Here is an 18,685-nt window from a genome sequence, read left to right as displayed (position 1 = left end):
GCGGCGGGCGCGGGGAGTCACAGTCGGCGCCGTGCGCCGATCCTGCGCCATAATGCGCCTATGAGCAAGAAGATTGACGCTGCGCATCGCGCGCTGGTAGAGGCCCTCGACAAGCACGCCCGACTCGTCTCGGACAAGGAGTCGAAGCCGCGGAAGGTCGAACGGGCCGGAGCCGAGCTCCGCGCCGCGACGAAGGCGTACGCCGCGCTCGTGTCCGCGCGCACCGGCGCCGCGAGCCCCTTCGCCGATCTGGCCGACCCCCGCCTGGACAAGCCGACCATCGCGTCGCTCCGGGCCGAGCGCGACGCGATCGCGAAGAGGATCGCCAAGCACGAGGCGTCGGCGGGCGAGGACGGCGCGCTCGCGAGCTGAGCGGCCGCCACGGCGCGCTCAGGCGGTGAGCGCGCGCCTCCGCTGCCTCCGAGTCGCCGTGTTACGCGCGGGTTCCGCGCGGGTCCGACCGCCTTCGTATGGTGATCCCCGGGATCCGCGCAGTCGCGGCGCCGAGCGACCGGAGGCCGGTCGCAGCGCCGGCGGTGACCAGCACCGCCCGGTCGGCGCCGAGTGGCCGGATCCTCTCCACGGAAGGATCCCCACAGCCTTGACCCTGCGCACCCGACTCCTCGCGACCTCCGCGATCGCCGCCTCCGCCGCCCTCCTCCTCGCCGGCTGCTCCGGCGCGGGCGGCGGCGACGACACCGTCCGCATCGGCGTGGTCGGCGCGAGCGACCCCTACTGGGCCACCTACGAGAAGGCCGCCGCCGACGCCGGGATCGACGTCGAGATCGTCGACTTCAGCGACTACAACCAGCCCAACCCGGCGCTCACCGAGGGCGAGATCGACCTCAACCAGTTCCAGCACATCGCCTACCTGGCGCAGTACAACACCTCGGCCGACGCGGATCTCGTGCCGATCGGCGCGACCGCGATCTACCCGCTCGGCCTCTACTCCTCGCAGTACGACGACGTCGCGGACATCCCCGCCGGCTCCACCGTCGCGATCCCCAACGACGAGACCAATCAGGCGCGCGCGCTGCTGGTGCTGCAGTCGGCCGGGCTCGTCGAGCTGAAGGACGGCGGCGGAGTGCTCTCGAACGTCGACGACGTCGAGTCCTCCTCGAAGGTGGAGGTCACCGCGCTGGAGGCCTCCCTCACCCCGACGTCGCTCCCGGACGTGGCCGCCGCGATCATCAACAACGACTTCATCGAGAACGCGGGCCTGAAGGCCTCGGACGCGATCGCCCAGGACGACCCGAGCGACCCCGCCTCCCTGCTCTACACGAACATCTTCGCCGCCCGGGCCGACGACGCCGGGAACGAGACCTACACGAAGCTCGTCTCGATCTACCAGGACAGCCAGGACGTGCTCGACGGCGTCTCGGAGCAGTCCGGCGGCACCGCGGTCTTCCTGAAGACCCCGGCCTCCGAGCTGGAGACCTCGCTCGAGTCCGCCGAGACCGACATCTCCGCCGCCTCCTGACTCCGGCACCCGCGGCACCGCGCCGGTCGGGTCCTCCGCTCGCGGAGCTCCCCACCGGCGCGGTCCCGCGCCTCCCCCGCAACAGAAAGGGCGCCCCGTGCCGCTCATCCGCATGACCGACGTGCGCAAGGTGTACCCCGGCGCAGGGCGCGGCGCCGCCCCGACCGCGGCCGTCGACGGCGTGAGCCTCGAGATCGAGGCGGGCGACGTCTACGGCGTGATCGGCTACTCCGGCGCCGGCAAGAGCACGCTCGCGCGCCTCGTCAACGCCCTCGAGCCCGCGACCAGCGGCAGCATCGAGATCGACGGCCGCGAGACCATGGGGCTGCCCGAGCGCGAGCTGCGTCGGCTGCGCCTGGGCATCGGGATGATCTTCCAGCAGTTCAACCTGTTCGGCTCGAAGACCGTGGGGCAGAACGTCGCCTACCCGCTGCAGGTCGCGGGCGTCCCGCGGGCGGAGCAGCGCGCCCGCGTCGACGAGATGCTCCGCTTCGTCGGCCTGAGCGACAAGGCGCGCAGCCACCCGGAGCAGCTCTCGGGCGGGCAGAAGCAGCGCGTCGGCATCGCCCGCGCCCTCGCCGCCTCCCCGCGCATCCTGCTGGCCGACGAGGCCACCAGCGCGCTCGACCCGGACACCACCGGCGAGGTGCTCGCCCTCCTCCGCCGCATCAATGAGGAGCTGGGCGTCACCATCGTCGTGATCACCCACGAGATGGACGTGGTCCAGCAGCTCGCGACGAAGGTCGCGGTGATGGAGTCGGGCCGCATCGTGGAGCGCGGGCCCGTCTTCGACGTGTTCTCGGCCCCGCGCGAGCCGGTCACCCGCCGCTTCGTCTCCACGGTCGTCCGCTCGGTGCCCTCGCCCGCGGAGGCGGCCGTGCTGCGTACGCGCCACCGCGGCCGGCTGGTCACGCTCTCGTTCTCGGACGACTCCGCCTCCCAGGGCGACGTCTTCGCCGAGGTCGCGGCGGCCGGCGTGCCGCTCGAGCTCGTCTACGGCGGCATCACCGACGTCCGCGGGCGGGCCTTCGGCCACCTCACGGTCGCCCTCGACGCGCCGGACGGCGTCGTCGACCCCCTCCTCGCCCGCCTCGGCGGACGCGTCGCCCTCACGGAGGTGCCCCGATGAACGAGCTGATCCCGCTCCTGCCCAAGCTCGTCCAGGCGACCGGCGAGACGCTCTACATCGTCGCGCTGAGCCTCCTCTTCGGCGGGCTCGGCGGACTTCTGATCGGACTGGGCCTCGCGCTCACCCGCGGCGGCGCCCTCTACGCGAACCGGGTGGTCTACGGACTGCTCAACGTGATCGTGAACGTGTTCCGGCCGATCCCGTTCATCATCTTCATCGCCGCGGCCCAGCCGCTGGCCCGGCTGGTGGTCGGCTCCGGCATCGGCACGGACGCGATCGTCTTCACCCTCTCGCTCGGCGCCGCCTTCGGCATCGGGCGGATCGTGGAGCAGAACCTGCTGACCGTGCAGCCCGGCGTGATCGAGGCGGCGCGGTCGGTCGGAGCGAGCCGGTTCCGGATCGTCCGCACCGTACTGCTGCCGGAGGCGCTCGGTCCGCTGATCCTCGGCTACACGTTCGTGTTCGTCGCCGTGATCGACATGTCGGCGGTCGCCGGATACATCGGCGCCGGCGGGCTCGGCAACTTCGCGATCCAGTACGGCTACCGGCAGTTCGAGCCGGTCGTCACCTGGGCCGCGGTGCTCGTGATCATCGTGATCGTGCAGCTGGTGCAGCTGCTCGGCAACGTGCTGGCCCGGCGCATCCTGCGCCGCTGAGGCCGCCCCCCGCACCAACGCGAGACGCCACTCCGGTTCGCGACACGCAAGGGTCGCTGTACCGGAGTGGCGTCTCGTGGAAGCCCGTCCGCCGGGGCGGGAGGCGTCAGTAGCGCGGCTTGCGCTCCGGGCGCTCGCTCGAGCGGCTCGGGCCGCTGGGGCGTCCGCCGCGGTCGGCGCCGGCGCGGCTCGGACGGCGGTCCGGCTTCAGCTCGATCAGCTGGCCGCTGATGCGGGTGTCGGCGAGGCGGTCGAGCACGTCCTGGGGCAGGTCGGCCGGCAGCTCCACGATCGAGAAGTCCGGGCGGATGTCGATGTGCCCGAAGTCGCCGCGGTTGAGGCCGCCCTCGTTCGCGAGCGCGCCCACGATCTGGCGGGGCTCGACGCGCTGGCGGCGGCCGACCTCGATCCGGTACGAGGCGAGGTTGCTGTTCGCCGGGCGCTGACGGCGCTCGGGACGCTCGCCCCGGTCGCCGCCGCGGTCGAAGCGGTCGCCGCGCTCGGGGCGGTCGCCGCGGTCGGGCCGGGAGTCGCGGTCCTCGCGCTCGCGACGGGCGAAGCGGGGGTCGTCGGGCGAGAGCAGCAGCGGCTCCTCGCCCTGCGCGACGATGGCCAGTGCGGCGGCGACGTCCGACTCGACCACGTCGTGGTGCTCGACGTAGTGGCCGATGATGTCGCGGAAGCGCTGCAGGCGCTCGGTGTCGGCGAGCGCCGCGGTGATCGCGTCGTCGAAGCGCGAGAGGCGGGTGACGTTGACGTCCTCGACGCTCGGCATCCGCATCTCGGTCAGCGGCTGGCGGGTGGCCTTCTCGATGGCGGCGAGGAGGCGGCGCTCGCGCGGCGTGACGAAGCTGATCGCCGCTCCGCTGCGCCCCGCGCGACCGGTGCGGCCGATGCGGTGGACGTACGACTCCGTGTCGATCGGGATGTCGTAGTTGACGACGTGGCTGATGCGCTCGACGTCGAGGCCGCGGGCGGCGACGTCGGTCGCGACGAGGATGTCGAGCTTGCCGGACTTCAGCTGCTCGACGGTGCGCTCGCGCTGGGCCTGGGCCACGTCGCCGCTGATCGCCGCCGCGGTGTAGCCGCGGGCGCGCAGCTTCTCGGCCAGCGTCTCCGTCTCGCTCTTCGTGCGGACGAACACGATCATGCCCTCGAAGTTCTCGACCTCGAGGATGCGGGTGAGGGCGTCGACCTTCTGCGGGTACGACACCATCAGGTAGCGCTGGGTGGTGTTGACGGAGGTCGTGGTCTTGTTCTTGACCGTGATCTCCTCCGGCTCCTTCAGGTACTTGCCGGAGATGCGGCGGATCTGCGCGGGCATCGTCGCCGAGAACAGCGCGATCTGCTTCTCGACGGGGGTGTCGGCGAGGATCGTCTCGACGTCCTCCGCGAAGCCCATCTTGAGCATCTCGTCGGCCTCGTCGAGCACCAGGAACTTCAGCTGCGAGAGGTCGAGGGTGCCCTTCTCGAGGTGGTCCATGATGCGGCCGGGCGTGCCGACGACGACGTGGACGCCGCGGCGGAGCGCGGAGAGCTGGGTGCCGTAGCCCTGGCCGCCGTAGACGGGGAGGACGTGGACGCCGCGGAGGCCGGACGCGTAGCGCTCGAACGCCTCGCAGACCTGCAGCGCGAGCTCGCGGGTCGGGGCCAGCACGAGGGCCTGCGGCGTCTTCTGCGAGACGTCGAGGCGCGAGAGGATCGGCAGCGCGAACGCCGCGGTCTTGCCGGTGCCGGTCTGGGCGACGCCGAGGACGTCGCGGCCGGAGAGGAGGGACGGGATCGTCGCGGCCTGGATGGCCGAGGGCGTCTCGTAGCCGACCTCCTTGAGGGCCTTGAGGACCGGGTCGGAGAGACCGAGGTCGGAGAAAGTGAGCGTGGGGGCGCTCTCGGAAGCGGTGTCGGCTTCGGGGGCGGAATCGGGGGTATCGGTGGACGCCATGGTGCAACGGTAGTGCTCCGGCGGCGCCGCCGTCCGAGGGAACCCCGAACGCTCGGGCGATCCCGACCCTCCGGAGGCGCCTCGAGCGCCCGTCACGGGGTGAAGTCGAGCAGCACCTTGCTCGAGCGCGAGGCGTCGCGGGCGAGCTCGAAGGCCTCGAGCGCGCGCTCCAGCGGCAGCACCTGCGTGACCACCGGCGCCACCGCGAGGCTCCCGTCGGCGAGCGCCGCCAGCACCTCGTCGATCTCGTCGACGAAGCGGAAGGAGCCGATCAGGCGCAGCTCCCGGGTGATCGCGAGCGAGATCAGGGCCGGCTGCTCGCCTGAGGGGAGGAGTCCCACCATCACGGCGGTGCCGCCGCGGGCGGCGCCCCGGACGGCCGAGGCGAGGCCGCGCGGGCTGCCCGAGGACTCGAAGACGACGTCGGCCGCGACCTCGGCGATCGCGTCGGCGTCGGTCGCGCGGATCGTCCGGGTCGCGCCGACCGCCCGGGCGATCGCGAGGGGCTCCTCGGCCAGGTCGACGGCGACGATCTCGGCCGCCCCCGCCCGCTTCAGCACGGCGACGATCAGCGCTCCGATCGGGCCGCTGCCGATCACCAGCGCGCGACGTCCCGCCACCTCTCCGGCTCGCGAGACCGCGTGCCAGGCGACGCTCGCCGGCTCCGCGAGCGCCGCCTCCCGGAGCCCGAGGACGGCGGGCAGTTCGCGGAGCATGCGCGCCGGCAGCACCGCGTGGCGGGCGAACGCGCCCTGGGTGTGCGGCATCCGCGCGGCGCTGCCCAGGTAGGTGCCCTCGGTCGCGAGGTTGGGGCGCCCGTCGGGCCACTCGCCGCGAGCGGTCGCGGGGTGCACGGCGACGGCCGCGCCGACCGGGGGTCCCGAGCCGTCCGCCGCTGCCTCGACGACCGTGCCGACCACCTCGTGGCCGAGCGTCAGCGGCTCGCGGAGGATCGACTCGCCCGCGGCGCCGTGCGTCCAGTAGTGCAGATCGGAGCCGCAGATCCCGCCGTACGCGACGGCGACGAGGGCCTCGCCGGGGCCGCGCGGCGCGAGTGGCGCCTCCTCGACGCGGAGGTCGCCGGCGGCGTGGACGACGACGCGGGTGGTGGAGGCGGGGACGAGCGCGGTCATACGGGTTCCGTTCGGTGGGTCGAGGGGTGACTCAGACGACGACGGTCATGCCGCCGTCGATGAAGACGACCTGCCCGTTGACGTAGTCCGAGCCGTCGGAGGCGAGCCAGACGGCGGGGCCGATCAGGTCCTCGACGCGGCCCCAGCGCGCGGCGGGCGTGCGGCCGAGGATCCAGCTGTCGAACGCCTCGTCGTCGACGAGGCCCTGCGTCATCTCGGTGTGGATGTAGCCCGGAGCGATCGCGTTGACCTGGATGCCGTGCTGCGCCCACTCCGCCGTCATCGCGCGGGTGAGATTGCGGATCCCGCCCTTCGAGGCGGTGTAGGGCGCGATCGTCGGCCGCGCGAGATCGGCCTGCACCGAGGCGACGTTGACGATCTTCCCGGCGCCGCGCGGGATCATCCGCTTCGCCGCCGCCCGGCCGACCACGAAGGCGCTGGTGAGGTTCGTGCGCAGCACCCGCTCCCAGTCGGCGACCTCGAGCTCGAGCAGGGGCACGCGGTGCTGGACGCCGGCGTTGTTGACCAGGATGCGCAGCGGGCCCACCGCCTCCTCGATCCAGGCGACGCCCGCCTCGGCGGCCGCGTCGTCGGTGACGTCGGCGGGGAGCGCTCGCGCGCGGAGGCCGGGCCGAGACGTCCCGCTGCGCGCCGGGACGCCGGCGAGGGGCGGTGTCTCGGCGCGGGGCGGTGTCTCGGCACTGACGGGCAGCGGGAAGCCGGCGCCTCACCGCTGCCGGGCGCGTGAGCACGGCAGCTCGGCGGAGAGGCGCCGCGCGAGAGCAGCCTCCGCGCGTCGGCGCAAGGGCCCCCGCTCCGGGCGTCCCCGACCTAGCGTCGGAGGATCGGCATCATCGAGCGAAGGAGCACGACATGGCATCAGGAGTCGCAACGGTCTGGGTCCCCGTCACGGACATGGAGCGGGCGGTCGCGTTCTACCGCGACACGCTCGGCCTCGAGGTCAAGGACACCTCGGCCGACTGGTCGGAGCTGGACGCCGGCGGGCTGATGATCGGCCTGAACGCCCGCGAATCGGCCACGGTCGCGGAGCAGGGCGGGGCGGTCATCTCGTTCCAGCCCGAGGGCTCGATCGAGGACGAGCTGGAGCGCCTCACGGCGCGGGGCGCGTCGATCGAGGGTGAGATCAGCGACCACGAGTGGGGCCGCATCCTCCCCTTCAAGGACTCGGAGGGCAACGACCTCCAGTTCTACTCGCCGCCGCAGGGCTGAGCGGAGGACCGCCGTCGAGGCGGCCGCGACGAGCGGCGGGCGGGCCGGAGCCGGAGGGCTGCGGTCCGCCCGCCGCTGTGCGTCGCGCGGCCCGTCGGTCCTCGCGCAGGCGCGTCGCCCGGCCGGTCCGATCCTCGGATCGTCTCTCCGCCGCGCGTGAGGCCCTCCTCCCAGCCCGCCTCCGCACCTGAGGTCCTAGGATCAGTTGTCCGCCGCATCTGCGGACCCCAGATCCGGAGGTCCCCGTGCATCGTCGCCTGCTCCCCCTCGTCCCGGCCGCTGCCGCGCTCCTCCTGCTCGCCGGCTGCTCCGCTCCGTCGACCCCCGCCGGCGATACGGCCACCGGCGGCGCGACGTCCTCGGTCGGCGGCTCCATCACGGTCTTCGCCGCCGCCTCGCTGAAGGGCGCGTTCACCGAGCTCGCCACGGGGTTCGAGGCCGCCGAGCCCGGCGCGCAGGTCGAGCTCTCCTTCGCCGGCTCCTCCGACCTCGCGACGCAGATCGTCAACGGCGCCCCGGCCGACGTCTTCGCCTCCGCCGATGAGCGCACCATGTCCACCGTCGCCGAGGCCGGGTTCGTCGACGGGGACCCGGTCGACATCGCCACGAACACGCTCGAGATCGCCGTGCCTCCCGGCAACCCGGCGCAGGTCGCCTCGCTCGCCGACCTCGCCCGGCCCGGGACCGCCACCGTCGTCTGCGCGCCGCAGGTGCCGTGCGGAGCAGCGGCCGCCGCCGTCGAGCAGGCCGCCGGGGTCGACATCTCCCCCGTGAGCGAGGAGTCGTCGGTCACCGACGTGCTCGGCAAGGTGTCCTCGGGCGAAGCGGACGCCGGGCTCGTCTACGCGACCGACGTCCGCGGGGCCGCGGGCTCGGTCACCGGCATCCCCTTCGCCGAGGCCTCGGAGGCGGTGAACACGTACCCGATCGCGGCGCTGACCGGAGCGGGCGACCCGGCCACGGCGGCGGCCTTCGTCGCGTACGTCGCCTCCGACGCCGGGCGCGCGGCGCTCGCGGCGGCCGGGTTCGGAGCGCCGTGAGAGGCGTCGCGGCGTCGGAGGAGGCCTGCACGGCGGTCGGCAGGTCGGTCATAGGAGGGTCGTAGGACGGTCATCGGAGGCGCAGAGCCCCGGCCGCCAGGGTTGCTCGCGACGGACACCACGATCGACGAGGAGCACGACCATGACCCGCATCCCGGAGCCCCGCAGCACGCCCGACGGACCGGCCTACGAGGGCCGCCGGCTCGACCGCCCCGAGGAGGAGGTGGTCGACCAGGGCCTCCCGTTCGACGTGGGGACCCTCTTCTCGCGGCGCGGCGTGCTGACGCTGGTCGGTGCGGGGGCGGCGACCCTCGGGCTCGCAGCATGCGCCACCGGAGGATCGGGATCCGCCTCCTCCGCCGCCGCTACCGCCACCGTGACTCCCACCGCGACCGCCACGGCCGGGGCCGCCACCGCGGTCGCCGGCGAGATCCCCGACGAGACGGCCGGACCCTACCCGGGCGACGGCTCGAACGGGGTCGACATCCTCGAGCGCTCCGGGATCGTCCGCAGCGACCTGCGGACCAGCATCGGCGGCGGCGCGACGGCCGACGGGGTCCCCCTGGCGCTCACTCTGACGATCCTCGACGCGGCGAACGGGGACGTGCCGTTCGCCGGAGCCGCCGTGTACGTCTGGCACTGCGACGCGCACGGGGACTACTCGATGTACTCCAGCGGCGTCGAGGACGAGACGTACCTCCGCGGCGTGCAGGTCGCCGACGCGTCGGGCGTCGTCTCCTTCGCCTCGATCGTCCCGGCCTGCTACTCCGGCCGATGGCCGCACATCCACTTCGAGGTGTACCCGGGAGTGGACTCGATCACCGACGCGTCGAACGCGATCGCGACCTCGCAGGTCGCCCTGCAGGAGGAGGCGTGCACCGCGGTCTACGCCCTCGACGCCTATGCGGGCTCGGCCGCGAACCTCGCCCGGGTCGGCCTGGACTCGGACTCCGTCTTCGGCGACGACGGCGGAGCCCTGCAGCTCGCGACGATGACCGGCAGCCCGGCGTCCGGCTACTCCGCGGCACTCACGGCGAGCGTCGACACCCGCACCGCGCCGACCGCGGGCGCCGCACCCCGCAGCCGCTGAACCCCCGTCCTCCTCCGCGAAACGCCGCTCCGGTCCGCGACACGCGACGGAGGCGCACCGGAGCGGCCGCTCACGAGAGGGGGAACGGGCGTCAGCGCAGGAGGCGGCGGGCGACGGCCACGGCGCCGAGCGCGGCGAGGACCCAGGGACCGCCGACGACCAGCGGGTCGAGGATCTGGTGGCGCACGTCGGTCCGGCCACGGCGCGAGGCGATCGGGTGCGCGTGCGCCTCGGCCAGCACACCGGTCTCGGTGATCGGATCGTCAGGCCGTGTCGTGAGCAGCGAGCGGAGGTGCGCCCCGGTCGACTCCACCCGGTCGCCCAGCACGAGCAGCAGCCAGTGCGCGTGGCGGCCCTCGCTGAACCGGTCGTAGGCGTAGCGGCGGATCGCGCCCGAGATCCCGTGGAGGGGCTGCGCCGTGCCGAAGACGGCGGGCAGCTCGAGGTGCTCGATGCTCTTCTCGCGACGGCCGTGCGTCCGCATCCTCTCCGGGCGCTCCCAGTGCGCGCCCGAGACGAGGTCGCTGCGCTCGCGGGGGAAGGCGGGCCGGTCGGCGGGATCGAGGTCGGCGCCCCAGCCGGGGATGCGGGCGCGCAGCTCCTCGGCGGTCGGCACGCGGACGGGGCGGTCGGCGGTGTACGGCACGGGATCCTCCTACGGGACGACGACGGTCTTGATGCAGCCGTCGAGCTTGGACGAGAACAGGTGGTACCCCTCGGCGATGTGCTCGAGCGGGATGCGGTGCGTGATCAGGTCGCTGGGCGTGATGTGCCCGGCCCGGATGTGCTCGAACAGGCGCGGCCACTGGCGGGTGACGGGGGCCTGGTTCATCCGCAGCGTGAGGCCCTTGTTGACGGCGTCGCCGAACTTGACGGCGCTCGCGAGCGGCCCGTAGGCGCCCATCACCGAGACGGCGCCGCCCTTCCGGACGCCGTCGATCGCCCAGTTGAGCGCGATCGGCGAGCCGCCCTGCAGCTTGAGTTTGGCGCCGGTGACGTGCTGGAGGAGGTTCCCGTCGGCCTCCGCGCCGACCGCGTCGATCACGACGTCGGCGCCGAGCCCGCCGGTGGTCTTCTTGAGGGTGACGACGAGGTCGTCCTCCTCGGTGTAGTCGATGGTCTCGGCGAAGGCGAAGTCGCGGGCCTTGGCGAGGCGGTAGTCGATCTGGTCGACGACGATGACGCGGCCGGCGCCCATCAGCCAGGCGGAGCGCGCGGCGGCCAGGCCGACCGGTCCGGCTCCGAGCACCACGACCGTGTCGCCCTCGACGATGTCGCCGAGCTGCGCGCCGAAGTAGCCGGTCGAGAAGGCGTCGGTGAGCATCAGGGCGTCCTCGTGCGGCAGCCACTCGGGGATCCTCGTCGGACCCACGTCGGCGAACGGGACGCGCACGTACTCCGCTTGCCCGCCGTCGTAGCCGCCCGCCGAGTGCGAGTAGCCGTAGATGCCGCCGATCGCGGTGGCGTTCGGATTCACGTTGTGGCAGTTGGAGTAGAGGCCGCGGGAGCAGAACCAGCAGGAGCCGCAGTAGATGGTGAAGGGGACCATCACCGTGTCGCCGACGCTGAGGTTCTCCACCGACGAGCCGACCTCGTCGACCACGCCGATGAACTCGTGGCCGAAGGTGTGGCCGATCCGGGTGTCCGGGAGCAGCCCGTGGTAGAGGTGCAGGTCGGATCCGCAGATCGCCGCCAGCGTCACCCGGACGATCGCGTCGTTCGGGTGCTCGATCCTCGGCCGGTCCTTCTCCTCTACGCGGACCTTGTAGGGGCCCCGGTAGACCATCGCGCGCATGCCGCCTCCTGTGTCGTCGTCCCTTCAGCGTGCGTCGTGCTCCCGCCGGTCCTCCAGGGGGTTGCGCGCGCGGCCCGGGATCCCCAGCGCCCGTTCCTCCGCGTTCCTCTCCTCCCTCTCCACAAGATGCCGTGCGGGTACGCGGCGCGCCGGAGGAGGCGCACCGCGGCGGCGCCTCGTGGAGAGGAGAGGGACACGGCACAGGCTCAGCCGCGGACGTAGGATCGACTCCATGCCGCAGATACGGATCAGGGACGCCGCCGCCGCGCTCGGCGTGAGCGACGACACGCTGCGGCGCTGGATCGAGAACGGGACGCTCGAGAGCGCGAAGGACGCGTCCGGGAGACGCGTCGTCGACGGCCTCGAGGTCGCCCGGCTCGCCCGCGCGAACGCCGTGCTGCCGGAGGATCCGTCCCCGGTCGCGCGCTCGGCCCGCAACCGCTTCGTCGGGATCGTCACCGGCATCGTGATGGACACCGTGATGGCGCAGGTCGAGCTGCAGTGCGGTCCGCACCGCGTGGTCTCGCTGATGAGCAGCGAGGCGGTCCGCGAGCTCGGGCTCGAGCCCGGGTCTCCCGCGGTGGCGGTGGTCAAGGCGACCACGGTCATCGTCGAGACGCCGCTCGCCCGCGGCTGATGCGCACCGGGTCCGGCCTGCCGCGCTGGGTCGTGGCCGTCGCCGCGCTCGGCGCCCTGCTGGTGCTGCTCCCGCTCGCCGCGATCCTCGCCCGCGTCGACTGGCCGCAGTTCCTGCCGCTGATCACCTCCGACTCCTCCGTCGCCGCGCTCCTGCTGAGCCTGCGCACCTCCGCCGTCGCCACTCTGCTGTGCCTGCTGCTCGGCACCCCGATGGCCCTCGTGCTCGCCCGCACGGCCTTCCCCGGCCAGCGCCTGCTCCGCTCGCTGGTGCTGCTGCCGCTGGTGCTCCCGCCGGTGGTCGGCGGGCTGGCGCTGCTCTTCACCTTCGGGCGGATGGGCCTGCTCGGCGGCGCGCTGGAGGCCCTCGGCGTCCGCATCGCGTTCTCGACCACCGCCGTCGTGATCGCGCAGACCTTCGTGGCCCTGCCGTTCCTGGTGCTGACGCTCGAGGGCGCGCTGCGCAGCGCCGGCGCGCGGTACGAGTCGGTCGCCGCGACGCTCGGCGCCTCCCCCGGTACGGTGCTCCGGCGGATCACGCTGCCGCTGATCCTGCCGGGCCTCGCCTCGGGCGCGATCCTCTCGTTCGCGCGGGCGCTCGGCGAGTTCGGAGCGACGCTGACCTTCGCCGGCAGCCTCGAGGGCACGACGCGCACCCTCCCGCTCGAGATCTACCTGCAGCGCGAGAGCGATCCGGACGCGGCGGTCGCCCTCGCGCTGGTGCTCGTGGTGGTCGCGGTGCTCGTGATCGGTCTCGCGCACGGCCGCTCCGCCCGGGGGGTGCCGCGGTGAGCCTGCTGCTGGAGGCGCGGCTCGCGGCGCGCGGGATCGACGTGCGGATCGACGTGGCCGAGGGCGAGACGATCGCGCTGCTCGGGCCCAACGGCGCGGGCAAGTCGACCGTGCTCGAGCTGATCGCCGGCCTCGTCCGTGCCGACTCCGGGCGGGCGACCGCCGGCGGCGAGCTGCTCTTCGACGACCGCCGGTGGACTCCTCCGCACCGGCGCCCCGTCGCCCTGCTGGCGCAGGATCCGCTGCTGTTCCCGCACCTCAGCGTGCGCGAGAACGCGGCGTTCGGTCCGCGCAGCGCCGGCGCCGGGCGGGCGCGGTCCCGCGAGCGGGCGGAGCGCGAGCTGGCCGCCGCGGGCGTGGCCGACCTGGCCGACCGGCGCCCGGGGAGCCTCTCCGGCGGCCAGGCGCAGCGGGTCGCCCTCGCCCGGGCCCTCGCGACCGACCCGCGCCTCCTGCTGCTCGACGAGCCGCTGGCCGCGGTCGACGCCCGGACCGCCCCGGTCCTCCGCCGGATGCTCCGCGAGGTGCTCGCCGACCGCTCGGCGATCGTGGTCACCCACGACGTGCTCGACGCCTGGACCCTCGCCGACCGGGTTCTGGTGCTGCACGGCGGCCGGGTGGTCGAGGAGGGGCCGACCGCCCGCGTCCTCACGCGCCCGCGCACCGCATTCACCGCCGAGCTCGCCGGGCTCGAGCTGCTCGAGGGCGTCCGCACCGCGACGGGTCTGCGCACCGCCGACGGGCACGAGCTGTCCGGAGTCGCGGCCGAGCCGGTCGCGGTCGGCGCCGCGGTGCTCGCCGCGGTCCGTCCCTCCGCCGTCTCCGTCGGAGAGGGAGGCCTCCGCGCCGTGATCACCGACGTGGAGCAGCGGGGAGACGCGGTGCGGGTGCGCAGCGCGCTCCTGACCGCCGACGTCCCGGCGGCCGACGCGGCGCGCCTCGACCTCGCGCCCGGCCGCGAGGCAGGCTTCACCGTCGCTCCGCAGGATCTGCTGGTCTACCCGGCGTGAGGGGCGGGCACGAGGAGACGGCTCGCCATCCGGTGTGAATCCGTCCCTCGGACCGCCCTGTGCTCGATGCGAGGGACGGCGGGAGCGCCCGTCCCGTTACTCCGCCGCGCCGCCGTCCGCGTCGGACAGCGGGAGCCGCGCCCTCAGCCGCGCCCCCGCCAGCACGGGCGAGTCCGAGAGCTCCAACGAGCCACCGTAGACCGCGAGCTGCCGCTCCAGCCGCGCCAGGCCCGAGCGCGTCGACCCCTCGACGAGTCCGCGGCCGTCGTCGTCGAGGGTGAGCACCACGACGCCCGCCTCCTCGTCGCCGCGCACCCGCAGCGAGGAGGCGCCGCCGTGCTTCAGCGCGTTGGTGACCGCCTCCTCCAGGAACCGGACCAGGAGCATCCGCTGGTCGAGCGGCGGCTCGGCACCCTCGGCGGCGAGCGCCGGGATGCGGCCGAGGTCGAGGTCGACGGCTATCTCGGGAGGGAGGCGCGCGACGAGGTCGCGGACGGCGGGGACCAGGCCGTGGTCGATCTCGACCGGCTAGAGGGCGTGGCCGACCGCGCGCACCTCGTCCTCGCGGAGCCGGTCGAGCCGGGCGGCGATGGCGAGCAGCCGCTCCGAGGCCGCCTCGTCGGATGCGCTCGCGACCGCGTGCAGCTCGGCGGTCAGCACCACGAGTCCGTTCTGGAGGCCGCCGTGCAGGCTCTGCGCGACGTCGCGGCTCACCCGCAGCTCCTCCCGCTGCAGGGCCTGCACCGCCTCGAGCGCCTGCACGGAGGCGCGGGCGTGCTCCCGCTCCTTCTCGCGCACCCGCCGCGCCGCGCGCACGAGCAGGTAGCCGTAGGCGGTGATCAGCGCGATCACCGTGGATCCGACGACCAGCTCGACCGCGAGAGCGGGGAGGGCCGAGAGCGGGTAGACGCCGGTCAGCACCTGGAGGCAGCAGCGGAGGAGTCCCATCCCCACGGCGATGACCGCCGTCCGGGCCACCCGGCCGCTGCCGGTCGAGCGCTCGGGACGCAGCACCGCGACCAGGGCGATCGCGAGCCCGATCGTCGACACGTTGACCAGGACGCGCGTCGTCACGTCGAGCAGCGGCCCCGGATCGACCCCCCGCAGCGTCCGCGACAGCATCCCGAGCGCGAAGACGGCCTGGAGCGCGGCCAGCAGCGAGAGGACGCCGCCGAGGAGGGCCATCGCTCCGAGGACGATGCGGTTGTCCTCGCGCGTATCGCTCGGGCCGGCGCTCATCCGGTGTGCTCGAGGAAGAGGAGCGTCGCGTCGACCCGCGGGTTGCGCTCGCCGTCCGAGCGGACGCCGAGGGACGCGTAGACGGCGTTGACGTTGTTGTCGACCGAGCGGACCGCGATGCCGAGGCGCTCGCCGATCGCGGCGTTGGTCAGCCCCGATGCGAGACCCGAGAGCACCTCGTACTGGCGCGGGCTCAGCGCGGCGACCGGGGAGTCGCGGCGGGCCGCGCGGGCGGCGACCAGCGCCGGATCGAGCACGGTGCGGCCGTCCGCCGTCGCGCGGACGGAGGCGAGCAGGGCGGGGGCGGAGAGGGAGGAGGTCTTCGAGAGGTAGCTCCAGCCGCGGGCCTCGGCGCGGTCGAGGCGGAGGAAGCGGTGCATCGCGTCGACGGCCGAGAGCAGGACGATGCCCAGCCCCGGCGCGGTGGACCGCAGCCGGCGCCCGAGCTCGATGCCGTCCCCGTCGCCGAGCTCGATGTCGAGGATCGCCACGTCGAGCTCCGCGGGCCGCAGCACCGACCGCGCCTCCGTGGCGGATCCGGCCTCCACGACGCTCCGCACGCCCGGCACCGCGCGCAGCAGCGACGACAGCATGTGCCGGTAGAGGGGCTGGTCGTCGACGACGGCCAGCCTGAGCTCCGGAACGCCCCCCACGGATGTCATCCGCCCATCTTCACCCATGCTCCGGAGGTCGAGGCGTCCCTCGACCGGGGGTCACCGCGCGAGGATCCGCGTCGGCTCGCGGGCGGCGGCGGGCGCCTGCCCCGTGAGCGGGGGGATCAGGAGTGACGGGGCGGGGTCGATGAGGCGGGTGCGGAGGGGCGTGGGGTGGGCTCCGGGAAGGGCGGTGAGGAGCGGAGCCGCACGCCGCTCCGGTTCGCCCGCCACGCCGCTCAGGACAGCCGGACGCCCGTCAGGGCGAGGCCCGCGGCGGCCGCCGCGACGGCGAGTGCCGCCGTGCCGACGCCGTACCCCAGGCCGGCCGCCCAGCGCCGGTCGAGCAAGAGCCGCGCGGTCTCGACGCTCGCCGTGCTGAACGTGGTGAAGCCGCCGAGCACGCCCGTCCCGAGCACTGCCCGCCACACCGGGTCGAGGACGCCGGCCAGCACGAGCCCGGTGACGACTCCGAGCAGCAGCGACCCGCTGACGTTGATCAGCGCGGTGCCGACCGGCCAGCGCGCCGGCACGAGCGACCGCGCGACCCCGTCGACGACGAGCCGTGCGGCCGCTCCGACTCCGCCCGCGACAGCGACCGCGAGCAGCAGGCCGGGCGTCACGCCGCCGCCCTCCGCCGCCCCGCGACCGCGATGCCCAGCGCCGCCGCAAGCACGCCCAGCACGAGCGTGCCGCCGGCGTAGAGCAGGTACTCCACGACGTGGCCGCCCTCGAGCAGCGCGACCGTGTCGAGCGAGAAGGTGCTGTAGGTCGTGAATCCGCCCAGCACGCCGGTGCCGAGCAGGAGGCGCAGGGTGCGGCGCCCGCCCTCGTCCGGCCCGCGCCGTGCCAGCGCCTCGAGCAGGAGGCCCAGGAGGAACGCGCCCGGCAGGTTGACGGCGAGCGTCGCGACCGGCACGACGCCCAACGGGGGAAGTGCGGCGCCGATCGCGGCGCGGGCAGCCGTGCCGACGGCTCCGCCCGCCGCGACGAGGAGGATCGCGGAGGGGCGCAGGTGGAGGGGTCGCGTCACTCCGCGAGGTCCCAGGGCGCCGGGCGCGACGGGTTGCGGTCGGCGCGCGGGACGACGAGCACGGGGCGGTGCTGACGGTGCGCGAGGTGGGCGGCGACGCTCCCGCTGAGGAACTCGGCGATGCTCGCGAGCACGCCCGCGTCGCGGGTGCCGACCACGATCATCCGCGCGTCGACCTCCTCGGCGACCTCGGCGAGCGCCAGGGCGGGCTCGCCCCGCGCCGCGCGCAGCGACCACTGCACGGTGCTGCCGTGCAGCTCGTGCTCGACCGTCTCGCGGAGCCCGGGCGGGAGGGACGGGCCCTCGCCGCGGTCGGCCGCGGCGCCGACGAAGCCGAGCGGGATGCCGCCGGTCATCGGATCGACGTACTCGCCGACGAGGTACGGATCGGCCGAGACGGACACGAGCAGCAGGGCGGCTCCGGCGTCGGCGGCGACGCGGGCGGCGGTGCGCAGGACCTCGGGTCGCTGGCCGTCGACGATGCCGACGAGGACGGGCCCGGTGGGGGTGGGTGCGGTCATGAGGAGCTCCTTCCCGGTTGCGCCCCATCCTGGCACCGCACGGGCGCGAGCGGTCGGAGCATCCGTGCCGGATCCGTCGTGATCGTTCCGTTATGCGCGGGCCTCGGGCTAGAGTGGCTCGTCGCCGGATCCCCACCGGCCCCCGACCCCCCGTCACCACCGTCATCCGAGGAGAACGCACGCGTGTCGAAGCCAGGCATTCCCACCCCTGAGGAGAGTGCCGGCACCCCGACCACTGCACCCCTGACCCGGCGCGAGGCCCGCGAGGCCGAGCGCCGTGCGGCCCGGGCCGAGACGGAGACGGGCGCGGCGACCGCCGGCACCGCGGTCGAGGGCAGCGGATCGGACGACTCCGCCGCTTCCGCAGGCGCTGGCGACTCCACGCCCACCGCCGTCGACGCCGCAACGGCCGTGGCGACCGCTCCGACCGTCTCGGTCGAGGTCCCCGCCGTCGCCTCCCCCGCCTCCCGGTCGATCCCGGCCTCACCGCGCCGCGCGTCCGCCTCCCGCCCGGTCGCTCCCCGCGCCGCCGAGCCCGCCCGGGCCCGCGGCCTCAGCCGCCGCGCCCTGGCCTTCGGCACCTTCTCGGTGGTCGGCGGCCTCTTCGCCACGGCCGCGATCCCCGCGTACGGCGCCCGCAGCTCCTCCGCCACCGCGACCGGCCGCGCCGCCGCGAACCGGGTCGGCCTCCAGAACCTCACCGTCTCCTCCGACGCCGCCGGCCAGACCGCCGTCCGCGACGCCTTCGCCGCACCGACCCAGGCGCAGCTCGACGAGGCCAGCCGCCAGGCGGCCGTGCTCTCCGGATCCAACGGCGGCGAGTTCTCGACCGTGCAGACCCGCGCGGTCGGCGACGACTACCCGTGGCCCTACGAGACCATCGACGACGACGGCGGCGGACTCTCGCCCCTCGGCTACTACTACCGCGAGTGCGTCGACTTCGTGGCCTGGCGCCTCAACCGCGACGCCGGTCGCACCTCCGCGCCGTGGAAGTACACGTGGGGGAACATCACCCCGCTCGGCGGCAGCGCCTACGAGTGGCCGGACAACTGGGCCGCGAAGGGCTGGGCGACCAGCAGCGTCCCGATCGTCGGCTGCGTCGCGTGGTGGACCTACAACCACGTCTCGTACGTGCAGAAGGTCAACGACGACGGCACGGTGCTCCTCGAGGAGTACAACTACGGCGGCAAGCACAGCTACGTGACCCGCACCTTCCCCACCGCCCAGGTCCCGCTCTTCCTGTACCCGCCGGTCCTGTAGGGGGCCTGTTCCCGTCGCGCCTCGGCGGGCGGAGCGTCGCAGTCCC

At 74.3% G+C, this 18,685-nt stretch carries 22 protein-coding genes; 11 read left to right on the top strand and 11 right to left on the bottom strand.

The window, feature by feature from the left end; all coding sequences use genetic code 11:
- Positions 1-60 precede the first annotated feature (60 nt).
- From C5C29_RS04085 to C5C29_RS04070, 4 genes are all read left to right on the top strand, one after another.
- Positions 61-372: a hypothetical protein gene (locus C5C29_RS04085; RefSeq protein WP_104222458.1), complete on the top strand. Its 312-nt coding sequence runs from the start codon at positions 61-63 to the stop codon at positions 370-372.
- A gap of 235 nt (positions 373-607) precedes the next feature.
- Positions 608-1,480, top strand: a complete 873-nt coding sequence (locus C5C29_RS04080; RefSeq protein WP_374953250.1) for a MetQ/NlpA family ABC transporter substrate-binding protein — start codon at positions 608-610, stop codon at positions 1,478-1,480.
- 97 nt (positions 1,481-1,577) lie between these two features.
- Positions 1,578-2,609: a methionine ABC transporter ATP-binding protein gene (locus tag C5C29_RS04075; RefSeq protein ID WP_258062154.1), complete on the top strand. Its 1,032-nt coding sequence runs from the start codon at positions 1,578-1,580 to the stop codon at positions 2,607-2,609.
- Positions 2,606-3,265: a methionine ABC transporter permease gene (locus C5C29_RS04070; protein ID WP_104222456.1), complete on the top strand. Its 660-nt coding sequence runs from the start codon at positions 2,606-2,608 to the stop codon at positions 3,263-3,265. The genes C5C29_RS04075 and C5C29_RS04070 overlap by 4 nt, the downstream gene beginning before the upstream one ends.
- Before the next feature lie 106 nt (positions 3,266-3,371).
- On the opposite strand, the gene C5C29_RS04065 is transcribed toward C5C29_RS04070, so the two are convergent.
- The 3 genes from C5C29_RS04065 to C5C29_RS04055 form a co-directional block, all read right to left on the bottom strand.
- Entirely contained in the window at positions 3,372-5,207 is a 1,836-nt protein-coding gene (locus C5C29_RS04065; protein ID WP_104222455.1) for a DEAD/DEAH box helicase, read from the bottom strand.
- Positions 5,208-5,299: 92 nt separating this feature from the next.
- Complete coding sequence (locus tag C5C29_RS04060) at positions 5,300-6,340, bottom strand: L-idonate 5-dehydrogenase (protein WP_104222454.1); 1,041 nt, start codon at positions 6,338-6,340, stop codon at positions 5,300-5,302.
- A 31-nt stretch (positions 6,341-6,371) separates the two neighbouring features.
- Positions 6,372-7,052, bottom strand: a complete 681-nt coding sequence (locus tag C5C29_RS04055; protein ID WP_104222453.1) for an SDR family oxidoreductase — start codon at positions 7,050-7,052, stop codon at positions 6,372-6,374.
- A gap of 161 nt (positions 7,053-7,213) precedes the next feature.
- On the opposite strand from C5C29_RS04055, the gene C5C29_RS04050 reads away from it, so the two are divergent.
- The 3 genes from C5C29_RS04050 (at position 7,214) to C5C29_RS04040 (ending at position 9,700) form a co-directional block, all read left to right on the top strand.
- Complete coding sequence (locus tag C5C29_RS04050; protein WP_104222452.1) at positions 7,214-7,570, top strand: VOC family protein; 357 nt, start codon at positions 7,214-7,216, stop codon at positions 7,568-7,570.
- Positions 7,571-7,815: 245 nt separating this feature from the next.
- Positions 7,816-8,610 (top strand): molybdate ABC transporter substrate-binding protein, encoded by a 795-nt coding sequence (modA, locus tag C5C29_RS04045; protein WP_104222451.1) that lies wholly within the window; start codon positions 7,816-7,818, stop codon positions 8,608-8,610.
- A gap of 142 nt (positions 8,611-8,752) precedes the next feature.
- Entirely contained in the window at positions 8,753-9,700 is a 948-nt protein-coding gene (locus tag C5C29_RS04040) for an intradiol ring-cleavage dioxygenase (RefSeq protein WP_104222450.1), read from the top strand.
- A gap of 91 nt (positions 9,701-9,791) precedes the next feature.
- Here the strand turns inward: C5C29_RS04040 and C5C29_RS04035 are convergent, their stop codons facing one another.
- Together C5C29_RS04035 and C5C29_RS04030 are read right to left on the bottom strand one after the other, a co-directional pair.
- The gene (locus C5C29_RS04035; RefSeq protein ID WP_104222449.1) at positions 9,792-10,346 is read right to left on the bottom strand and encodes a hypothetical protein; all 555 of its coding nucleotides are present in this window, start codon (positions 10,344-10,346) and stop codon (positions 9,792-9,794) included.
- A gap of 9 nt (positions 10,347-10,355) precedes the next feature.
- Positions 10,356-11,495, bottom strand: coding sequence for a zinc-dependent alcohol dehydrogenase (locus C5C29_RS04030; protein ID WP_104222448.1), 1,140 nt, complete (start codon positions 11,493-11,495; stop codon positions 10,356-10,358).
- 232 nt (positions 11,496-11,727) lie between these two features.
- On the opposite strand from C5C29_RS04030, the gene C5C29_RS04025 reads away from it, so the two are divergent.
- From C5C29_RS04025 to C5C29_RS04015, 3 genes are read left to right on the top strand one after another with little or no spacing between them, the layout of a single operon-like run.
- The gene (locus C5C29_RS04025; protein WP_104222447.1) at positions 11,728-12,132 is read left to right on the top strand and encodes a molybdopterin-binding protein; all 405 of its coding nucleotides are present in this window, start codon (positions 11,728-11,730) and stop codon (positions 12,130-12,132) included.
- A complete protein-coding gene (locus C5C29_RS04020; protein WP_104222446.1) occupies positions 12,132-12,923 on the top strand; it encodes an ABC transporter permease in 792 nt (263 codons plus the stop codon). Before C5C29_RS04025 ends, C5C29_RS04020 begins: the two co-directional genes overlap by 1 nt.
- A complete protein-coding gene (locus C5C29_RS04015) occupies positions 12,920-13,933 on the top strand; it encodes a sulfate/molybdate ABC transporter ATP-binding protein (RefSeq protein WP_104222445.1) in 1,014 nt (337 codons plus the stop codon). The genes C5C29_RS04020 and C5C29_RS04015 overlap by 4 nt, the downstream gene beginning before the upstream one ends.
- Positions 13,934-14,029: 96 nt before the next feature.
- On the opposite strand, the gene C5C29_RS04010 is transcribed toward C5C29_RS04015, so the two are convergent.
- From C5C29_RS04010 to C5C29_RS16780, 6 genes are all read right to left on the bottom strand, one after another.
- A complete protein-coding gene (locus C5C29_RS04010) occupies positions 14,030-14,320 on the bottom strand; it encodes an ATP-binding protein (RefSeq protein WP_104222444.1) in 291 nt (96 codons plus the stop codon).
- A 141-nt stretch (positions 14,321-14,461) separates the two neighbouring features.
- Positions 14,462-15,172: a hypothetical protein gene (locus C5C29_RS04005; RefSeq protein WP_104307979.1), complete on the bottom strand. Its 711-nt coding sequence runs from the start codon at positions 15,170-15,172 to the stop codon at positions 14,462-14,464.
- Positions 15,169-15,834 carry a response regulator transcription factor gene (locus C5C29_RS04000; RefSeq protein ID WP_104222442.1) on the bottom strand — a complete coding sequence of 222 codons (666 nt, stop codon included), beginning with the start codon at positions 15,832-15,834 and terminating at the stop codon, positions 15,169-15,171. Before C5C29_RS04000 ends, C5C29_RS04005 begins: the two co-directional genes overlap by 4 nt.
- Positions 15,835-16,064: 230 nt before the next feature.
- The gene (locus C5C29_RS03995) at positions 16,065-16,448 is read right to left on the bottom strand and encodes a CrcB family protein (RefSeq protein ID WP_104222441.1); all 384 of its coding nucleotides are present in this window, start codon (positions 16,446-16,448) and stop codon (positions 16,065-16,067) included.
- Entirely contained in the window at positions 16,445-16,858 is a 414-nt protein-coding gene (locus tag C5C29_RS03990) for a CrcB family protein (protein ID WP_104222440.1), read from the bottom strand. Before C5C29_RS03990 ends, C5C29_RS03995 begins: the two co-directional genes overlap by 4 nt.
- On the bottom strand, positions 16,855-17,379 hold the full coding sequence (locus C5C29_RS16780; protein ID WP_146083455.1) for a universal stress protein: 525 nt from the start codon (positions 17,377-17,379) through the stop codon (positions 16,855-16,857). The genes C5C29_RS03990 and C5C29_RS16780 overlap by 4 nt, the downstream gene beginning before the upstream one ends.
- Positions 17,380-17,562: 183 nt before the next feature.
- Between C5C29_RS16780 and C5C29_RS03985 the strand changes: the two genes are divergently transcribed.
- Positions 17,563-18,639, top strand: a complete 1,077-nt coding sequence (locus tag C5C29_RS03985) for a CHAP domain-containing protein (RefSeq protein ID WP_181074890.1) — start codon at positions 17,563-17,565, stop codon at positions 18,637-18,639.
- The last annotated feature ends 46 nt before the right edge of the window (positions 18,640-18,685 follow it).

The organism is Rathayibacter sp. AY1H2, from assembly GCF_002931985.1.
Taxonomy (GTDB): domain Bacteria; phylum Actinomycetota; class Actinomycetes; order Actinomycetales; family Microbacteriaceae; genus Rathayibacter.
The sequence above is the reverse complement of the archived record's forward strand: the minus strand, read 5'-3'. Positions and strand labels throughout refer to the sequence as shown.

Excerpts from the sequence above, each read along its gene's own strand:
- C5C29_RS04025 (WP_104222447.1), top strand. The coding sequence starts at position 11,728 with ATGCCGCAGATACGGATCAGGGACGCCGCCGCCGCGCTCGGCGTGAGC.
- C5C29_RS04030 (WP_104222448.1), bottom strand. The coding sequence starts at position 11,495 with ATGCGCGCGATGGTCTACCGGGGCCCCTACAAGGTCCGCGTAGAGGAG.
- C5C29_RS04085 (WP_104222458.1), top strand. The coding sequence starts at position 61 with ATGAGCAAGAAGATTGACGCTGCGCATCGCGCGCTGGTAGAGGCCCTC.
- C5C29_RS04040 (WP_104222450.1), top strand. The coding sequence starts at position 8,753 with ATGACCCGCATCCCGGAGCCCCGCAGCACGCCCGACGGACCGGCCTAC.
- C5C29_RS04000 (WP_104222442.1), bottom strand. The coding sequence starts at position 15,834 with ATGACATCCGTGGGGGGCGTTCCGGAGCTCAGGCTGGCCGTCGTCGAC.
- C5C29_RS04020 (WP_104222446.1), top strand. The coding sequence starts at position 12,132 with ATGCGCACCGGGTCCGGCCTGCCGCGCTGGGTCGTGGCCGTCGCCGCG.
- C5C29_RS16780 (WP_146083455.1), bottom strand. The coding sequence starts at position 17,379 with ATGACCGCACCCACCCCCACCGGGCCCGTCCTCGTCGGCATCGTCGAC.
- C5C29_RS04010 (WP_104222444.1), bottom strand. The coding sequence starts at position 14,320 with ATGCTCCTGGTCCGGTTCCTGGAGGAGGCGGTCACCAACGCGCTGAAG.
- C5C29_RS04065 (WP_104222455.1), bottom strand. The coding sequence starts at position 5,207 with ATGGCGTCCACCGATACCCCCGATTCCGCCCCCGAAGCCGACACCGCT.
- C5C29_RS04060 (WP_104222454.1), bottom strand. The coding sequence starts at position 6,340 with ATGACCGCGCTCGTCCCCGCCTCCACCACCCGCGTCGTCGTCCACGCC.
- C5C29_RS04005 (WP_104307979.1), bottom strand. The coding sequence starts at position 15,172 with ATGAGCGCCGGCCCGAGCGATACGCGCGAGGACAACCGCATCGTCCTC.
- C5C29_RS04050 (WP_104222452.1), top strand. The coding sequence starts at position 7,214 with ATGGCATCAGGAGTCGCAACGGTCTGGGTCCCCGTCACGGACATGGAG.
- C5C29_RS04070 (WP_104222456.1), top strand. The coding sequence starts at position 2,606 with ATGAACGAGCTGATCCCGCTCCTGCCCAAGCTCGTCCAGGCGACCGGC.